The 16,323-nt window shown below is 54.7% G+C and carries 15 protein-coding genes; 5 read left to right on the top strand and 10 right to left on the bottom strand.

Annotated elements, in window-relative coordinates; translation table 11 throughout:
• Positions 1–14 precede the first annotated feature (14 nt).
• From ABD931_RS00650 to ABD931_RS00630, 5 genes are all read left to right on the top strand, one after another.
• Positions 15–770, top strand: coding sequence for a cyclase family protein (locus ABD931_RS00650; RefSeq protein WP_345262887.1), 756 nt, complete (start codon positions 15–17; stop codon positions 768–770).
• 75 nt (positions 771–845) lie between these two features.
• Positions 846–1,127, top strand: a complete 282-nt coding sequence (locus ABD931_RS00645) for an antibiotic biosynthesis monooxygenase family protein (RefSeq protein WP_345262885.1) — start codon at positions 846–848, stop codon at positions 1,125–1,127.
• Positions 1,128–1,233: 106 nt separating this feature from the next.
• Positions 1,234–2,382: an FAD-dependent monooxygenase gene (locus ABD931_RS00640; protein WP_345262882.1), complete on the top strand. Its 1,149-nt coding sequence runs from the start codon at positions 1,234–1,236 to the stop codon at positions 2,380–2,382.
• Between the two features lie 45 nt (positions 2,383–2,427).
• Positions 2,428–3,381 (top strand): fumarylacetoacetate hydrolase family protein, encoded by a 954-nt coding sequence (locus tag ABD931_RS00635; protein ID WP_345262880.1) that lies wholly within the window; start codon positions 2,428–2,430, stop codon positions 3,379–3,381.
• 222 nt (positions 3,382–3,603) lie between these two features.
• Positions 3,604–4,368: a cupin domain-containing protein gene (locus tag ABD931_RS00630; protein WP_345262878.1), complete on the top strand. Its 765-nt coding sequence runs from the start codon at positions 3,604–3,606 to the stop codon at positions 4,366–4,368.
• A gap of 152 nt (positions 4,369–4,520) precedes the next feature.
• Here the strand turns inward: ABD931_RS00630 and ABD931_RS00625 are convergent, their stop codons facing one another.
• The 10 genes from ABD931_RS00625 to ABD931_RS00580 all read right to left on the bottom strand — a co-directional run bounded on the left by ABD931_RS00625 (position 4,521) and on the right by ABD931_RS00580 (position 16,316).
• A complete protein-coding gene (locus ABD931_RS00625; protein WP_345262876.1) occupies positions 4,521–6,014 on the bottom strand; it encodes an FGGY family carbohydrate kinase in 1,494 nt (497 codons plus the stop codon).
• 3 nt (positions 6,015–6,017) lie between these two features.
• Positions 6,018–7,001, bottom strand: a complete 984-nt coding sequence (locus ABD931_RS00620) for an ABC transporter permease (protein WP_345262874.1) — start codon at positions 6,999–7,001, stop codon at positions 6,018–6,020.
• Between the two features lie 53 nt (positions 7,002–7,054).
• The gene (locus ABD931_RS00615; protein WP_345262872.1) at positions 7,055–8,572 is read right to left on the bottom strand and encodes a sugar ABC transporter ATP-binding protein; all 1,518 of its coding nucleotides are present in this window, start codon (positions 8,570–8,572) and stop codon (positions 7,055–7,057) included.
• A gap of 59 nt (positions 8,573–8,631) precedes the next feature.
• On the bottom strand, positions 8,632–9,282 hold the full coding sequence (locus tag ABD931_RS00610; RefSeq protein ID WP_345262870.1) for a DUF2291 domain-containing protein: 651 nt from the start codon (positions 9,280–9,282) through the stop codon (positions 8,632–8,634).
• Positions 9,279–10,205, bottom strand: coding sequence for a D-ribose ABC transporter substrate-binding protein (locus ABD931_RS00605; protein ID WP_345262868.1), 927 nt, complete (start codon positions 10,203–10,205; stop codon positions 9,279–9,281). Before ABD931_RS00605 ends, ABD931_RS00610 begins: the two co-directional genes overlap by 4 nt.
• Before the next feature lie 34 nt (positions 10,206–10,239).
• Entirely contained in the window at positions 10,240–11,664 is a 1,425-nt protein-coding gene (locus ABD931_RS00600) for a DUF1593 domain-containing protein (RefSeq protein ID WP_345262866.1), read from the bottom strand.
• Between the two features lie 24 nt (positions 11,665–11,688).
• A complete protein-coding gene (locus tag ABD931_RS00595; protein WP_345262864.1) occupies positions 11,689–13,116 on the bottom strand; it encodes a DUF1593 domain-containing protein in 1,428 nt (475 codons plus the stop codon).
• A gap of 33 nt (positions 13,117–13,149) precedes the next feature.
• A complete protein-coding gene (locus ABD931_RS00590; protein WP_345262862.1) occupies positions 13,150–14,130 on the bottom strand; it encodes a transketolase family protein in 981 nt (326 codons plus the stop codon).
• An 84-nt stretch (positions 14,131–14,214) separates the two neighbouring features.
• Positions 14,215–15,042 (bottom strand): transketolase, encoded by an 828-nt coding sequence (locus tag ABD931_RS00585; RefSeq protein ID WP_345262860.1) that lies wholly within the window; start codon positions 15,040–15,042, stop codon positions 14,215–14,217.
• Positions 15,043–15,140: 98 nt separating this feature from the next.
• Positions 15,141–16,316: an esterase gene (locus tag ABD931_RS00580; RefSeq protein ID WP_345262858.1), complete on the bottom strand. Its 1,176-nt coding sequence runs from the start codon at positions 16,314–16,316 to the stop codon at positions 15,141–15,143.
• Positions 16,317–16,323: the final 7 nt, after the last annotated feature.

Below are 16,323 nucleotides of genomic sequence, written 5' to 3'. Positions count from 1 at the left end.
ACCAATGAACCAACATGAAGATCATAGACCTGTCGGTAACCATATCCGAGAAAATAAAAGAGCCGCTGCCCACCAAAATTGTCTACGAAGACCATAAGGAAGGGGCGAAGAAAATGGGTGGTAAACTCTTTGAAGGCATTCAGGGAGAGGTGTTCATCGACGGCAATGGGCCGGCCGGCGAATTTCTGACCGTAACCAGTCACTGCGGTACGCACGTAGACGCCCCCTACCACTATTTCCCGACCAGTGAAGGCAAGCCCGCCCGCACCATCGACGAGTTGCCGCTGGAATGGTTCTTCAGCGATGGCGTGGTGCTGGATTTTACCGATAAACCCGATGGCTATATGTTCGAGCCGGAAGATCTGCAGGAAAAGCTGGATGCCATCGGCTATACCCTGAAACCGCTCGACATTGTGCTGATCCGCTGCGACGCCGACAAGCGCATTCATAACGAGGAGTATGTACGGATTCACGTCGGGGCTTCGGCTAAAGCCACCCACTGGCTCATCGACCAGGGCATCAAAGTGATGGGAACCGATGGCTGGGGCTGGGATATTCCGCTGCACATTCAGGCAGCCCATTACAAAGCGAACCCCCGCGATGGCATTATCTGGCAGGCCCATTACGTGGGCATCGAAAAAGAGTACTGTCAGATTGAAAAACTGGCGAACCTTGACCAGCTACCGCCTTTCGGCTTTAAAGTCGCCTGTTTCCCGGCCAAGATTGAAAAAGCCAGTGCCGGCTGGACCCGGGCTGTAGCCATATTATAATTTCGGATTTCGGATTGGGGATTTACCTCCGGAGTCATCAAATCCCCAATCCGAAATCCCCAATCCCCAATCATTATGATACTCGAACTAGCAACCATCGACATTAAACCACTGACCAATGAAGACTTTCTGCAAGCTCTCGAACAGGCAAAAGGTGTCATTTCAAAGGCAAAAGGCTTCATCCGTATTGAGGTAAAAACGTGCATTGAACAGCCGAACAGGTACGTTCTGCTCATCTACTGGGAAACGCTGGAAGACCATACTGTCGGCTTTCGCGAGTCTGAGCTTTTCAAGGAATGGCGGGCATTAATTGGACCGTTCTTCGAGAACCCACCTTTTGTACAACACTATAGGTGATTGGTTGAGTGGTTCGTTGGTTAACTGGTTGATTAGATCCCAGGGACATCACTTCTCAGCCAACCAATGAACCACTCAACCCATAAACCAATTAACTAATCAACTAATGAACCAGTCACCTAGACCCATAAAGAACGTACTGATTGTTGGCGGTGGCATCGGCGGACAGTCGGTAGCCATTGCGCTCAAAAAGGCCGGCATTAATGCCGAGATTGCTGAAATTCAGCAGGCGTTTAGTGTATACGGAGTCGGTATCATTCAGATGGCTAATGCCTTACGGGCGCTGGATGCCATCGGTGTGGCCGACGAAGCCATGCGCCGGGGCTCTCCCTACGGAATGGTGAAACTTTGTACGCCGACAGGTTTCCCGTTTGGCGAAACCGGGGTCCCGCCCATGGGCCGCTTCCCCAGCCATAATGGGATATCCCGGCGTATCCTGCACGAAGTGCTATACGCAGAAGCCGTTAAAGTCGGTGTTCGCTTCCGCATGGGGCTCACCGTCGACACTATTGATAATAGGCCGGATGGGGTCGATGTCCATTTTACAGATGGGTCTACTGGCCGGTATGATGTTCTGATCACGGCCGACGGCATCAATTCAAAAGTGCGAAAGCTCGTCTTTGGTGAATACACGCCCAACTATGTAGGCCTCTCGGTCTGGCGATATCCGTTCAAACGCCCGGCAGCGTTAGACACCGGCTATATGTTCTTTGGTAAGAAAAGCCGGGTAGGGCTGATTCCGATGACGGCCGATTCGATGTATATGTTTGTGGTTACGGCCGAGGGCGAGAAGCCGCAAATTCCCGATGATATGTTGGTCGATAAGCTGAAAGCATACCTGAGCGAATACCCCGCCAACCTGGTACAGGATGTCATTGACCAGATCACTGACCCAAAACTGGTGAATTACCGGCCGCTCGAAACGCTGAAAATGCCGTCGCCCTGGTATAAAAATCGGGTGGTGGTGCTGGGCGACGCTGCACATGCGACCATACCTCAGCTGGGTTCGGGGGCAGCTCTGGCCCTGGAAGATGCTGTAGTCCTGGCCGAATTGCTGCAAAAGGATGAGCCCGTCGAAGCTCTTTTTGAGCAGTACATGAAACGCCGGCTCGACCGCTGCATGATGGTGGTAGAAGCCTCGGAGACCCTTGGCAAATGGGAACTCATGGAGTTTAACGGGCAGCCGCTCCCCGAAGGCGCCCATGTGGGTGCCGTCATGGGCAAAACCTTAATGGCCCTGACAGCCCCTATTTAAGGCTACCTGTCGCCACCACTCAAAAAACCCATCTCCGGAGAAACCATGAAACTCGTAACCTTTTTAAATAAAAGTCAGGAAAGCCGGATCGGTTGGCTGTTGGGCAATCAGGTAGTAGATATGCGTCTGGCCAGTGACCGGCTACCCACAGATATGCTCTCGTTCATTGACAACCACGAAGCGTATGTCCAACTCATTCGGGAGCTGGGCGAGGTGACTCCTCATTACGCTTTGTCGGAGGTCAAACTGCTGGCCCCCTTACCCAATCCCCGCAGTTTCCGTGATTATATCGGTTTTGAGATGCATATGCTCAATGCGTCCAGATCGTTCGGGCATACCATCGGCCCAGCCTGGTATGAGATGCCGATTTTCTATTTCACCAATCACCAGGCCATCTATGGTCCCGACGACGACATCCGTAGGCCCGCCAAAGAAACCAAACTGGACATTGAGCTGGAATTTGCCTGTATTATTGGTAAGAAGGGAAGCGATATTAAGGCCGAAGAGTCTGGGCCGTACATTTTCGGGTACACCATTTTTAATGACTGGACGGCACGAGCCATTCAAAAACGGGAGATGGAGGTACCGCTGGGGCCGCATAAAGGCAAGGACTTCGCTAATGCCATAGGTCCCTGCATCGTCACCGCCGACGAAATGGAACCGTATCGCTGTACCATCTCCGAAGCAGACTTCCCCGATCCGCTGCGCTTCCCCTGCGGGCCTAAAGACCGATTTGACCTGACGATGCAGACCCGCATCAACGGCGTGACGGTTTGCGAAGGCAATTACAAAACGGCCTTTTACAACTTCGGTCAGATGATTGAACGAGCGTCGGAGAACGGCGTAAGCCTGATGCCGGGTGATATTCTGGGTTCCGGCACCGTTGGCTGGGGTAGTCTTATCGAAAATAACTTCAGCGTACACCGTCCGCTGGAACCCGGCGATGTAGTGGAACTGGAAATTGAAGGCATCGGTGTGCTGCGAAACAGAGTCGTTTAGCGTACACCGCTATATCAGGTATATCAGGTTCCTTGACGGTGGTATTGATTAAGCACCGTGCCGGTAATTTCTTTGTTTTCCTGCATTTGGTAATTGACAACCTGCTTAACGTAAGTAACTCTGGTTGCTAAAGCGCTTTACCATACGTCAGCCTCAGCACTGGTTCAGCCTTCCAGTGCAAACCGACTCAACGCTGAGGCTGGTTTAATCGTACGAGTCATCATGAAATTTCTGCTTCCTTTCTGGGTAGTAGTCTGCTTTACCTCACCGGCCTTTTCGCAGGCTCTTGCCTCGGCAGTCTATTCCTGGCAGCACTCGCCCGTAACTAAACAGGCCGGCTATGAGGAACGCACCCTGTTGCATGGCTCAACCAGCGTCATGGCTGATTTAACCATTCAGGCCATCACCGTTCAGCCCCATTCCTCCCCGCAGTCGGCGCAGGAACTGGATGAAGAGGTAATTGTTCTGGTGAAATCAGGTGAGTTGAACCTGACTCTCGGGTCGAAACAGAAACTATTGGGAGCCGGTAGCGCCGTTCTGATTATGCCCGGCGATCCATTCCGGTTAGCCAACACATCTAAACAGCCCCTCACCTATTACTTCATCCGGTTCATGTCCAACGAAGTGCCGGATCTGGACCTATATCGCCTGATGGGGCAATCCTTCTGGGTCGATTATCAGCACGCGCCGTATGAACAGGACGGGCAGGGCGGCAGTCGCCGGATGATGGATTGTGCCACTGTCATGTGCCGCCGTCTCACCCTGTGCGTGACAACACTATCTCCGGGCATAACCAACCAGCCACCACACACCCACCCGGCAGCTGAAGTAATGATACTGCTGGACAATACGGCTCAGGTTCAGTTAAACGGACAGGTTTATCAGGCGAAAACCGGTGATGTTATCTTCATGGAGTCACAGGCTGCACATACCCTTCACCCTCCTGCGTCCGGCAGCTGTACCTACGTTAGCCTGCATTTTGAGTAGCGTTGGTAAGCCGGCCAGTTGGCGGTGCCTTTGTACTGATCTTCAATGTGGGGATACACCTGCGCGTATTTATCAATGTATTCCTCCATCCAGGTAGTACCCGGTCAGCGTAATTCGGTGCGTTTACCGTAGCGTTTGGCGGATTAGCGTTGCTACAGGCTACCCTTCGCAATAGCCGACTGCCAGCCGGCGTATGATTCGGTAATCAGCGCGTTGTCAGGATTCGGACTGACGACGGATTTTTGGGTTTCTAAACGGCTTACATGCGCCAGATCGGTAAAAATGCCCGCTTTCAAGCCGGCGAGGTAGGCTGCTCCTTTCGCCGAGACATCCGGCATGTCTTTGTTGATAACCGGCGTACCCAGCAGATCGGCTATCAGTTGGAGGACAAACCGGTTTGAGGTAAGGCCTCCGTTCACCATCAGTTCGGCCAGGGGTATGCCCGTATCCTGCTCCATTGCTACCAGGACGTCTTTGAGTTGGAACGGAATGGACTCCAAAGCTGCCCGGACGAGGTGATTTTTGGTAGTGCCGAAGGTAAGACCGGAAATTGAAGCCTTCCGGTCCATTTGCCAGTGCGGGGCACCCAGCCCGCTAAAGGCTGGTATCAGATATACGCCCCCGTTATCCGGCACCGCCAGAGCCATCGCTTCGGTATCCCGGCTGTTCTGGAATAAACCCAGTTCATTCTTCAGCCATTCCATTGTAGCTCCGCAGGTCACAATGACCCCTTCCAGGGCGTAGTCAGTTCGGTCTTCGGTACTCCAGCAGATGGTTGATATTAGGCCGTGTCCCGATTCTTTCGGGTCCGGACCAATGTTCATCAGGATGGAACACCCCGTGCCCAGTGTCGCTTTGGCCGTGCCGGGTTCAAAACAGCCTTCGCCAAACGCAGCCGCGTGGGAGTCGCCGATCATGGCGGTAATAGGGACGAGGTGGTCGAACAGCCCGTTGAACTGAGAGGTGCCAAAGTGGGCCGATGAGGGTTTCGGCTGAGGAAGATTCAGACCGGACAACCCAAAAAGAGCCAGCAATTCCTCATCCCAACGGAGCGTTTGCAGGTTGAAAAACAGGGTGCGCGAGGCATTGGTGTAATCGGTTGCGTATTCGGCTCCGTTGGTGAATTTGTAGAGCAGCCAGGTATCTACGGTGCCAAAATACGCGTTGCCGTCGTGGATAGCCTCCCGCACAGCGTGGACGTTTTCGGCCAGCCACATCAATTTAGTGCCCGAAAAATACGGGTCGATGAACAGACCGGTTTTCGCCCGCACGGGGGGCTCCAGCCCCCCGGCTTTGAGTCGTTCGCAGATGCTGATGGAGCGTTTGCATTGCCACACGACGGCATTGTACAGCGGCTTTCCGTCCGCGTCCCAGATAATGAACGTTTCGCGCTGATTGGAGATGCCACAGGTCAAGATATCGCTAAGGTTTCCGCCTTCCGCCGTAAACGCATCCAGGCACTTGCCGACTGAGGTCAGTACGTTCTGGTATATCGCTTCCGGGTCCTGTTCAACGTAACCGTCACCGTAATAATGAGTTTTGAGGGGTTCCGAGGTCCGCGCTACGACCTGCCCGCCGGCATCAAAAATAAGGGTCTTGGTACTGCTGGTGCCCTGGTCGATAGCCAGAATAAAAGGCTGCTTCATGCCCTATGACTCACTTTTTGCGTTTGATTTATCAATGATAACGGCCAGCAGGATCACAATGCCTTTGACCACCTGCTGCCAGAACGGCGATACGTTAAGCAGCACCAGCCCGTTGTTCAGGACGCCGATGATAATGGCCCCCTGCACCGTACCCAGAATGCTGCCCCGTCCGCCCGACAGCGAGGTGCCACCAATGACCACAGCCGCAATGGAATCCAGCTCATAGCTGATACCCGCATTGGGCTGGGCCGAGTCCAGCCGGGAGGTAACCAGCAGGCCGCCCACCGCAGCCAGCGCTCCGGAGATGGTATATACCAGCATCTTTGTCCGGGTAATATTGACGCCCGACAGCCGGGCCGCGCTTTCGCTGCCGCCAATGGCGTAGATATAACGCCCAAAGCGGGTTTTGCTGGTGAGCAACACCGCCACGGCAACGATCACCGCCGATATCCAGACCGGCACGGGAATGCCCAGCAGCCAGCCGGTGCCGAGGTAGGTAAACGACTCGCCCAGCCCCGTAATCGGGAATCCTTCCGTCCAAAGCATGGTCAATCCCCTGGCAATGGTGAGCATGGCCAGCGTGGCCACAAACGGAGGTAAATTGAAGCGGGTAATGGCCCAGCCGTTGAACCAGCCCAGTATCGAACCCGTCAGCAAGCCGGCTACTATTGCGCCTAAAAGGGTAAAGCCTACGTACAGGTTAGCGCTGGGTACGGGAATGCCGTTCCGCAGCAGCCCCGCCGTAATGGCTCCCGCCAGGGCCAGCACCGAACCGACCGACAGGTCAATACCGGCAGTCAGCACAACGAGCGTCATGCCGGTCGAGATACAGACGTTGACCGAAATCTGCCGCAACACGTTCCAGAAGTTGGCTACGGTCAGAAATTTATCGGACATGACACTAAGGGCCAGACAAAGTACGAATAGCGCAATCAGCGACTGAAAGCGCATCAGAGCGGGCCGGTAAGGTTGGAGGGTTAGTTGCATATAGATTAAAAGTAAAAGAGTAAAAGAGTGAAAGAGTGTCGAAAACCGCTCTTTCACTCTTTCGCTCTTTCACTCTTTAGGATTGCTGCTTTCAATATACTAGCTTCGGTGGCATCGGCAGCGCTCAGTTCGGCCGTCAGTATGCCTTCGCTCATGACCAGGATGCGGTCGGCGATGGCCAGCAGCTCCGGCATTTCGGAGGATACGACCAGCAGACCCATACCGTCGGTGGCCAGTTGCGCTATGAGTTTATAGATTTCATTTTTGGCGTTTACGTCGATACCGCGAGTGGGCTCATCGAGCATCAGCAGCTTCGGTCCGGTTGCGAGCCATTTCGACAGCACGATTTTCTGCTGATTCCCCCCGCTCAGGTTCTTCGCTGTCTGTTTTGCTGAAGGGGTTTTGATGCGTAAATGCTGGATGTATTTTTTCGCCAGTGCCGATTCCTTCGACCGGCTCAGCAACCCACCCTGTTCAATGGAGGACAGGGCGGTCAGGCTGATGTTTGTCTGTACGTCCATGCCCAGCACCAGGCCGTCGCGCTTGCGGTCTTCGGGTACCAGCGCCAGCCCGGCCCGGATGGATTCGATGGGAGCTTTTAACGGTACCATCTGTCCATCCAGTTGTACAGTACCGCTGCTGCGTTTCGGATGCAGACCAAACAGCGTTTCCAGTAGTTCGGTCCGGCCCGCGCCCATCAGCCCGAATAGCCCAACTATCTCACCGCGTCCAACTGTAAAGGACAGATTATCGAGTTGTAATTCTTCCTTCCGGACAGGGTGGGTCAGGCACAGATTTTCTACCCTGAGTAACGGCGGATACGCAGCCCCGGCCGATTGCCGGTGGTTCATCTGGATATCACGGCCAACCATTTTGCGGATGAGACTGTCGTGGTCTACCCCCTGCATTGCACCCGATTCGATAGACTTACCATCGCGCAGCACCACATAGTGGTCGGCGATGGTGAACAGTTCGTCCAGTTTGTGAGAGATGTACACAATGGCTTTTCCTTTGTTCCGCAAATCACTGATAATCCGGAAGAGCACAGCCACTTCGCTGTCACTGATGGCGGAGGTAGGTTCATCCATGATAATGACCTCCGACTCTTCCAACAGCGCTTTGGCAATTTCGATGACCTGCTGCTGACCTACTTTCAGCCCGGCAACGCGGGTATCAGGGTCAAGGGGCATCGTTAAGTCGTCGAGGAGTTGGCGGGTCCGCCGGCGCATGGCTTTCCGGTCGAGGGTGCCCCAGCGGGTGGTCAGCTCGCGGCCCAGAAAAATGTTTTCGGTAATGCTCAGGTACGGAATCAGGGCCAGTTCCTGATGAATGATGGCGATGCCGCAGGCCTGCGCTTCGCGAATGGATCCGAACCGGACCGGTCGCCCCCTGAAGAAAATCTGTCCTTCATAATCGGTATACACCCCCGACAGGATTTTCATCAGCGTGGATTTGCCCGCGCCATTTTCACCAATCACGGCGGTGACCTTACCGGCCCCGAATCCCAGGCATACCCCATCCAGGGCCGTAACGCCCGCGAATCGTTTGGTTATTTTCTCGACGGTTAGCATGAGTGAAAAAGTGAAGGAGCGAAAGAGTGAATGAGTGAATGAGTGTCTTGACCGCTCATTCACTCTTTCACTCGTTGAGCCACAATCGGTATCAGGTTTAACGTCTCCAGATGCAGATGCGCCCGGTTAAGTTCTATGGCTCCGATGAACGCCAGTTTTTTGCCGGGGGTGGCATTGGCCTTTAAGGGCGGAATGACCGTTTTCCGGATGATGTCGTTGATCTCGGCCGAGACGCTATTGAGGTCGGCGGTGTTGTCGAACTCGGTGATTTTGATGAGGCCGGAGGCATCCCGTACCGCATTGCCAAAGATATACTCAGTAGCCAGGTGAACGGTCTCCCCGGAAGGCAATGATACCGTAACCTCATTTGGTCCAACAGCCGTGACGGCACCCTCGCCTTTGACCAGAAAATAACGGATGTTGCCGATTCCCAGCGCCTGCGAATAGGTGCTGAAGGCTTTTTCTTTGTCCGTTTTCAGGAGGGATAAGAGCGTAGCCAGGTCGGTGGCGGAGTTTGGGGCAGCCGGCAGGAGTTTGGTGGTCCAGAAGGTTTCGGCATAGGGAGCAGCCGCAAATGCTGCTTTGCCCGCTTTTCCGGCTCCGGCCGTGCCGGCGGCTTTTACCTCGTCCAGCCGTTTGAAGTAAACGGAGTTGTAGGCGATCAGCCCCAGCAGCCCAAATCCGATGAGGTACTTTACCGTTTTGTTCATGGCTTTGCCGGGGTTTCGTAGTCGGAAATCGTCTGCTGCGTCACCAGTTCAACGGCCACCGGCACCCGCTGAGCAAAATCCCGTTTGCCCTTGAAGTACGCATCGGCGTATTGGGCGGCAGTTTTGGCCATCGTTTGCGGAGATTGCAGGCCCGTTGCTTTAATTTTGTGGTCGCGAATTGAGTTCATCACGTCATCGGCTCCGTCGAAGCCGTACACAGCTACCTCATTTGCTTTGCCGGCCGCGACCAGGGCCTGGTATGCACCCATCGCCATGGCATCGTTGCCGCAGAATACAGCGTCGATGTCCGGATGCGCCTGAAGGATGGATTCGAGGACTTCCAGTGCCTTGTTGCGGTCGAAGTCGGCGCTTTGCCGGGCCACCATCTTCAGGCTTGGGTAGCGGTCAACAACGCTGTGAAAGCCTTTTGAGCGGTTCCAGGTATTGTTGTCGCCGACCAGCCCCAGGAGTTCCACGTAATTTCCTTTTTTGTTCAGCGACTGCACAAAGTGTACTCCCAAAGCCACGCAGCCGGAGTAGTTATCCGACAGTATCTGGGAGGTCGCCACCTTCGAGGAATTGACCTCGCGGTCCATGCAAAACACCGGAATTCCCGCTTCCTTCGCTTTCATAACATTCACGATGGAGCCGTCCGAATCGGTGGGGTTCAGCAGAATGGCGTCGAAGCCCGACACGATGGTATTTTCGAAATGGTCGGCCTCCAGGGAGGTATTATTCTGCGAATCAAAGATTTTGGCTTCGTAGCCGAGCGCTCTGGCCTCCTCAGCCGCTGTTTGCGCCAGCACCACAAACCAGGGGTTGTTAAGTGTGGAGACAATAACGGCTACCTTTTTCGGCGCGCCCGCATCCTGTTTCGACGTACAACGCCCCAGCGTGAGCAGGACCAGTAACCACCCAGCCATAAGCAATGCCTGTTTTTTCATGTGCATTGAGCCATTAGAGGTTCTTTTCCGGGTACACCGTCAGGATTACCCGCTGGTAACGGGTCAGGGCCGGTATGCCTTTGTCGGTTACCGCCAGAATAAAATGGATGGTTTCGGGCTTATCGACCTTCGGTGCCTTAAAAGAGGCCTTAAGGCTGTTTTTGCTGGCGATCGTCAGCGGCCGGCTGCCTTCGTACGTACCCACTTCTCCGTAGCAAATCCATTCGTACGTCAGCTCGTTGCCGTCGGGGTCGGTGGAGCCTTCGGCACTCAGCACTACATTCTCCCCACTTTTCGCCTGTAGCTGATTAGCGTGCCCCAGTTTAGCCACGGGCGGGTGGTTGGCTTCTTTGTACGGTTTGATACACCAGTCCATGCGGGCGGCAAAATCATGCTGGTAGGCCTGCCGCCACCGCCAGATGGTGGCCTTGTTACTGTTGTGCCAGGCCCCATCGATACCCAGCACTTCATCTTCGGTATCCGTCCAGATGGGGCGGGTTTCGGGTTCCAGAAACCACTTGCGGGTGCGGGGGGTATACAGTTCGTACCGCCCACCCCAGCCCCCGTAGTTCGGATGTTCGGGATCGTTCAGGCCGTTGCTGATCAGGAAGAAAAAACTGGGCGTATCGCCCTCCATAATGTACTCGGTATGTGGGTGTTCGGCCCCCAGCGGCCCGTGGTTCCGACGAATGTTCTGGTCCAGCCAGGCATTACTGACCAGATTGGAATCGGCTCCGTCGAAACCGCGCGTAAAGCTGTCGCCACTGATGCCCCGCCAGGTCGAGTAGTGGTAGCCACCCCGGTTGTGAAAACCGGGACTGACGATGTAAAACAGGCTCGGAAACGTCTTGCGGAGCCACGGACCGGTATCGTCCTGGTCGGAGATGGTGTAAACCCGGATTTTGGCCACAAATTTATCAACCTCCTCGGGTGAGCGAGTCTGGCGTACTTTCCAGAGCGCCTGCGCCAGGCAGTTGGCCCCCCCCCAGACCGGAATCCAGACGGGCCGGTCGTCTTTCTTGTCCACCACGGCAATGATGTGCTCCGACCCTTCCGAATCGTTGCCCGGCCCAACGGCGTTCATGCCGTATTTAGGCACAGACGGCTTGATGCGGCTGACCAGGTATTCTGTTTCCGGATAGCCTTTTTCGTGCAGCAGTAAGTTGTTGCGAACTTTCCCATAGGCTTCCACAATGCGCCGAATCCGTTCGGGCGCCACCCGGTTCTGCTGGTGAACCGAGGTGGTGGCAATCAGGCCTTCCACATCCCACTGGTTGCAATAGGTCAGAAACCGCACCAGCGACTGGGCATCGTCAGGCTCATTTTCAATATCGGTCAGGACCAGCACCCGCAGCTTTGGGCCGGTAGCCTGTCCCTGACTGATTACCGGCATCATCGCCAGTAGCAAAAGGAGGTAACGTAAACAGAACAATTTCATGAGGGCAGGAATGTTAGTTTGGTCTTACGGAACTACCTGGACAATCACTCGTTTGTAACGCGTTAAGGTGGGGGTACCTTTATCGGTCACTTTCAGAATAAAATGAACCGTCTCGGGCTTGTCTACCTTCGGGGCAATGGGCCGGGCTTCGTAGATATTCGAGACAAAATTCTCATACAAAATGACGCCCTGATACGTGCCGGCTTCGGGGTATTGCATCCAGCGAAAACTTAGCGCGTCACCATCGGGGTCGGTTGATTCAGATGCCCGGAGGTAAAATGTCTCACCGGCTTTAACGGTTAGCTTGTCGGGATGCGACAGGCGGGGTACTGGCGGGTGATTGGCTTCTTTATAAGGCTTGACACACCAGTCCATACGGGCCGCAAAATCATGCTGGAATTCGGTGCGCCACCGCCAGATCGTGGCCTGAATGCTTTTTCTGGGCTTCGGTCCACTCGTTGAGGGAGCCGCCATAAAGGTTCGGGGCGTCAACACCGAGTCGGCTGAATTTGTCCAGATGGGGCGCGTTTCGGGATCTTCGGCCGGCGCACTGCCGGGCTTGTTCCGGCTGGCCACCAGGGCAGGAGTTTGCAGGACATACCGGCCACCCCAGCCGCCCCAGTCGGGGCGCTCCGGCACGTTCAGGCCGTTCGGAATCAACCCCAGAAAAGAAGGGGTATCCCCTTCCATGCCAAAGGCCACGTCGGGATACAGGGCGCCCAGTGGGCCATGCCCCTGCTGAATGTTTTCGGCCAGCCAGGCATCGCTGACATACTCGGGCTGGGTGCCGGGTTCGTTGGTATTAATACCCCGCCAGGTGGCGTGTTCGTAGCCGTAGCCGGGGCTTACCACATAAAACACGCCCGGAAACGTCTTCCGAATCCAGGGGCCGCTATCGTCCTGGTCGGAGATGGTATACACCCGCAGTTTGCGGTAAAGCGGTTCGGCCTGCCCGGGCGTCCGGGTCTTCTGTATTTTCCAGAGCGCCTGCGCCAGCGTATTCACACCACCCCATACCGATATCCACAGGGGCCGTTCGTCGGGTTTTTCCAACATTCGGACTATCCACTCCGACCCTTCCGAATCGTGGCCTTCGCCCACACCGCCCATGCCGTAAACAGGAAGCCCTTTTTTGATAACTGTTTTCAGGGCCTGCGCGGTCGGATAGCCCGGTTCGTGTTTCAGCAGATTCGGCTGCACTTTGCCGTAAGCATCCACAATCTTGTGAATAGTCTCTGGGGCCACGCGTTTCTGCAGGTGAATGGAGGTCGTCGCAACCAGGCCTTCTATGTCGAGTTGATTGGCATAGGTCAGCAACCGAACCAGCGACTGGGAATCGTCGGGCTCATTTTCGATATCGGTCAGGACAATTAGCCGCGTTTTAGGAATATCTAGTTGCGCCATAGCGACGCCGGCCAGGAGGGTGAGCAGAATCAGGAAAAACGGCTTCATGCGTTCAGGATAGTATTATCGGTTCGCGGATGTTTAGTTCAATAAAGCCAGGGCCTGTGCAGCGATACCATCTTCAGACAAACCGTAATGGTTAAAAATCTCGATTTGTGAGCCAGTAACAGTATATTCATCCGGAATACCCATAATTTTAAACGGGTTTCGGAAGCCGTTCATCATCATGAACGACGCGCAGGCTTCGCCCAGACCACCATACACGCTATGTTCTTCGACTGTAACAATCGGGCAGCCTTTGGCCGCTACGGTCGCCAGCAGGTCATAATCCAGCGGCTTGATGGTATGCATGCTGATCACCGTCGCCCGGATACCGTGGGTAGTTTCTAATTGCCGGGCCGCCAGCAAAGCGGGATAAGCTGTTTCGCCGGTGGCTACCAGCACCAATGCGTCGCCTTCGGCGATGATTCGCCCTTTGCCAAAGGTAAATTCCCGGTTTTCGTCCGACAGCAGCGGCATGGGCTTTTTGCCAAAGCGGATGTAAACGGGCGTATCCAGCCGGGCCGCCAGCCGGATGGCCTGCTCCGTCTCGAAATTATCGGCGGGTGCTACAATGGTCAGGTTATGCACGGCCCGCAGGGCCGCAAAATCGTGCAGGCTGTGGTGAGTGGAGCCCAAAGCTCCGTAACTAACGCCCGCACTGATGCCAATTAGCCGAACCGGATTGCTGGAGTAACAAACGTCGGTTTTGATCTGCTCGAACGAGCGTGCCGTCAGAAAACAGGCCGGTGATACGGCAAACACGTTCTTGCCCGTCGACGCCAGGCCAGCCGCTACGCCCACCAGGTTCTGCTCGGCAATACCAATTTCGATGAGCTGTTTCGGGTATTTCTGGCCGAACGGCACCAGCTTGCCCGACCCCCGCGAGTCGCTGGTGACCACCAGCAGGTTGCGGTCGGTAGCAGCTATATCCTGAAGCGTAGCCGAAAAAACATCCAGATTGGCCTGGGCCACATCAGGCAGGGCGGTTGAATTCATTGAAATAGCAATTAGCTCTCCCATGGGGTAGGGGTTAAGTTTAGTAACACGGAATTATATTCCGTGTAGCCGTCAGGCTAACACTTGATGCTTTGTTTAGCCTAACGGCTATGCGGAATACAATTCCGCAGTACTTAACTCCGCCATCGCCTGCGCATACTGCTCGGCAGTGGGCACACCGTGGTGCCACTTCAACTGATTTTCCATGAAACTAATGCCTTTCCCTTTTACGGTATGGGCGATGATCAGGCTTGGTTTGCCCGCTGCGAACGGAAGCGCATTGAAGGCATCCTGCAGGGCTGTCAGGTCATGTCCATTTACGTGCCGTACGGCCCAGCCAAAGGCTTCAAACTTCTGGTCGAGAGGGTCGGTGTTGCACACGTCGGCGGTCGGTCCGGAAATCTGCAAGGTGTTTTTATCGACAATGGCGCAGAGGTTGTCCAGTTTATAATGCGATGCCAGCAGGGCCGCTTCCCAGTTGGAGCCTTCGGGGAGTTCGCCGTCGCCCAGCAGGGTAAACACGCGATAATCCAGCATATCCAGTTTGGCCGACAGCGCCGTTCCTACGCTCAGGGCCAGTCCGTGCCCCAGCGAGCCGGTATTTTGTTCGATACCGGTAATCTTGCGGGTCGGGTGACCGATGTAGTGCGACTGGTATTGGCACAGCGTCTCCAGGTCCGATTCCGGAAAAAAGCCCCTGTCGGCCAGCACCACATACAAGGCTTCTACCGTATGACCTTTACTTTGGATGTAGCGGTCGCGGCCGGGAGACGTAAACGTTTCCGGACTGACCCGGAGCACGTTGTTGTACAGCACATTCAGAATATCGATACAGGACAAGCTACCGCCCGTATGCCCGGCCTTCGCTTTATAAATGTATTTTAGAATATTCCGGCGATACTGCACCGACTTCTGAGCTAGTTCCTGCGTGGTCATTGGTTGAGTGGTTGAGTGGTTTATTGGTTGAGTGGTTTATTGGTTGAGTGGTTCAGTAGGGTAGTACGAATCAACCAATGCACCACCCAACCAATCAACTATCTGAAAAGCATGGGCGCTAACTCCGCCAGATAAAGCCGCCAGTTTACCCACGTATGGCCACCTTCGCTCTCCCGATAGGTATAAGACAAACCGATCTGGTCGTATAAAGCCCGCAGTCTGGTCACACCTTCATACAGAAAATCGTCTTTCCCGCAGGCAATCCAATAGAGTTTAGGGTTTGCCTGTTTGAGCGCCTGTAGCTGTTTGATATGCTCCTCTTTATTGTAGTTTCGGGCCATCGGACCGTCAAAAACGCCCATGCTCATAACGCCAATGTAGCCGAATGTTCCGGGGTTGGCGTTGGTGATCTGCTGCGTGTGGTAGCCTCCCATGGAGAGCCCGGCAATAGCCCGGTGCGCCGGATCGGCGAGCACCCGGTAATTGGCTTCAACGTAGGGAATGACATCGTTAATGAGAGTCGTCTCGAATTTCCCGGTTGTCATGGACTGAATGCCGACCGGTTCGCCGGCAGTGGCCTTGGCAAAAGCGGGTCGCTCGCCGGGCGCGGCCGCTACGTTGGGAACCCCATTGGTCATCACCACGATCACGGGCAGTGCCTTACCGGCCGCAATCAGGTTGTCCAGGATGTAGTTGGTTCTTCCCCGGCTGATCCACCCTTCTTCATCGCCCCCTCCGCCATGAAACAGATACAGCACCGGGTATTTTTTGCCGCTTTTCTCATAACCGGGTGGGGTATAAATCTCCATACGCCGATCCATGCCTATTGTAGGTGACGGATACCAGACCGCCGATAAGGTACCGTGCGGAACCGCCTGCACATCATAAAGCTGTGTTTGAGCACCCGGCAGAATTAACCGATTTTCGAAGATAGAACCGTCGCGGGTGACTACATTATTTGAAGGGTCGAGCAGGGGAATACCATCCACAATAAAGCGATATTCATACATATCGGCCGGCAGTGGTCCCACTTTTACCTCAAACAGGGTGGAGTCGTTGCGGGGCACCTCTACCGTATTGCGCAGGTCTTTGAGCCAGGTGCCTATCAGACGAACACTTTTAGCATTTGGCGCTCTCAGCCGAAAAATCACCGAGTTGTCGGCCAGGATTTCGGGAGACACCACCGGAATGGGCCGTTGCTGAGCCACTGATAACGTAGGCCAGACGAGACAGGCCAGGTAAATCAAACAAACAAGCGTGAGGTTCTTATTCATTTATCCC

It is taken from the genome of Nibrella viscosa, assembly GCF_039541875.1.
Classification (GTDB): domain Bacteria; phylum Bacteroidota; class Bacteroidia; order Cytophagales; family Spirosomataceae; genus Nibrella; species Nibrella viscosa.
This window is presented reverse-complemented; position numbering and strand designations above follow the sequence as displayed.

Coding starts and splice junctions, on each gene's coding strand:
- ABD931_RS00620 (WP_345262874.1), bottom strand. CDS start 7,001: ATGCAACTAACCCTCCAACCTTACCGGCCCGCTCTGATGCGCTTTCAG.
- ABD931_RS00605 (WP_345262868.1), bottom strand. CDS start 10,205: ATGGCTGGGTGGTTACTGGTCCTGCTCACGCTGGGGCGTTGTACGTCG.
- ABD931_RS00610 (WP_345262870.1), bottom strand. CDS start 9,282: ATGAACAAAACGGTAAAGTACCTCATCGGATTTGGGCTGCTGGGGCTG.
- ABD931_RS00650 (WP_345262887.1), top strand. CDS start 15: ATGAAGATCATAGACCTGTCGGTAACCATATCCGAGAAAATAAAAGAG.
- ABD931_RS00590 (WP_345262862.1), bottom strand. CDS start 14,130: ATGGGAGAGCTAATTGCTATTTCAATGAATTCAACCGCCCTGCCTGAT.
- ABD931_RS00640 (WP_345262882.1), top strand. CDS start 1,234: ATGAACCAGTCACCTAGACCCATAAAGAACGTACTGATTGTTGGCGGT.
- ABD931_RS00645 (WP_345262885.1), top strand. CDS start 846: ATGATACTCGAACTAGCAACCATCGACATTAAACCACTGACCAATGAA.
- ABD931_RS00630 (WP_345262878.1), top strand. CDS start 3,604: ATGAAATTTCTGCTTCCTTTCTGGGTAGTAGTCTGCTTTACCTCACCG.
- ABD931_RS00595 (WP_345262864.1), bottom strand. CDS start 13,116: ATGAAGCCGTTTTTCCTGATTCTGCTCACCCTCCTGGCCGGCGTCGCT.
- ABD931_RS00585 (WP_345262860.1), bottom strand. CDS start 15,042: ATGACCACGCAGGAACTAGCTCAGAAGTCGGTGCAGTATCGCCGGAAT.
- ABD931_RS00615 (WP_345262872.1), bottom strand. CDS start 8,572: ATGCTAACCGTCGAGAAAATAACCAAACGATTCGCGGGCGTTACGGCC.
- ABD931_RS00635 (WP_345262880.1), top strand. CDS start 2,428: ATGAAACTCGTAACCTTTTTAAATAAAAGTCAGGAAAGCCGGATCGGT.
- ABD931_RS00580 (WP_345262858.1), bottom strand. CDS start 16,316: ATGAATAAGAACCTCACGCTTGTTTGTTTGATTTACCTGGCCTGTCTC.
- ABD931_RS00600 (WP_345262866.1), bottom strand. CDS start 11,664: ATGAAATTGTTCTGTTTACGTTACCTCCTTTTGCTACTGGCGATGATG.
- ABD931_RS00625 (WP_345262876.1), bottom strand. CDS start 6,014: ATGAAGCAGCCTTTTATTCTGGCTATCGACCAGGGCACCAGCAGTACC.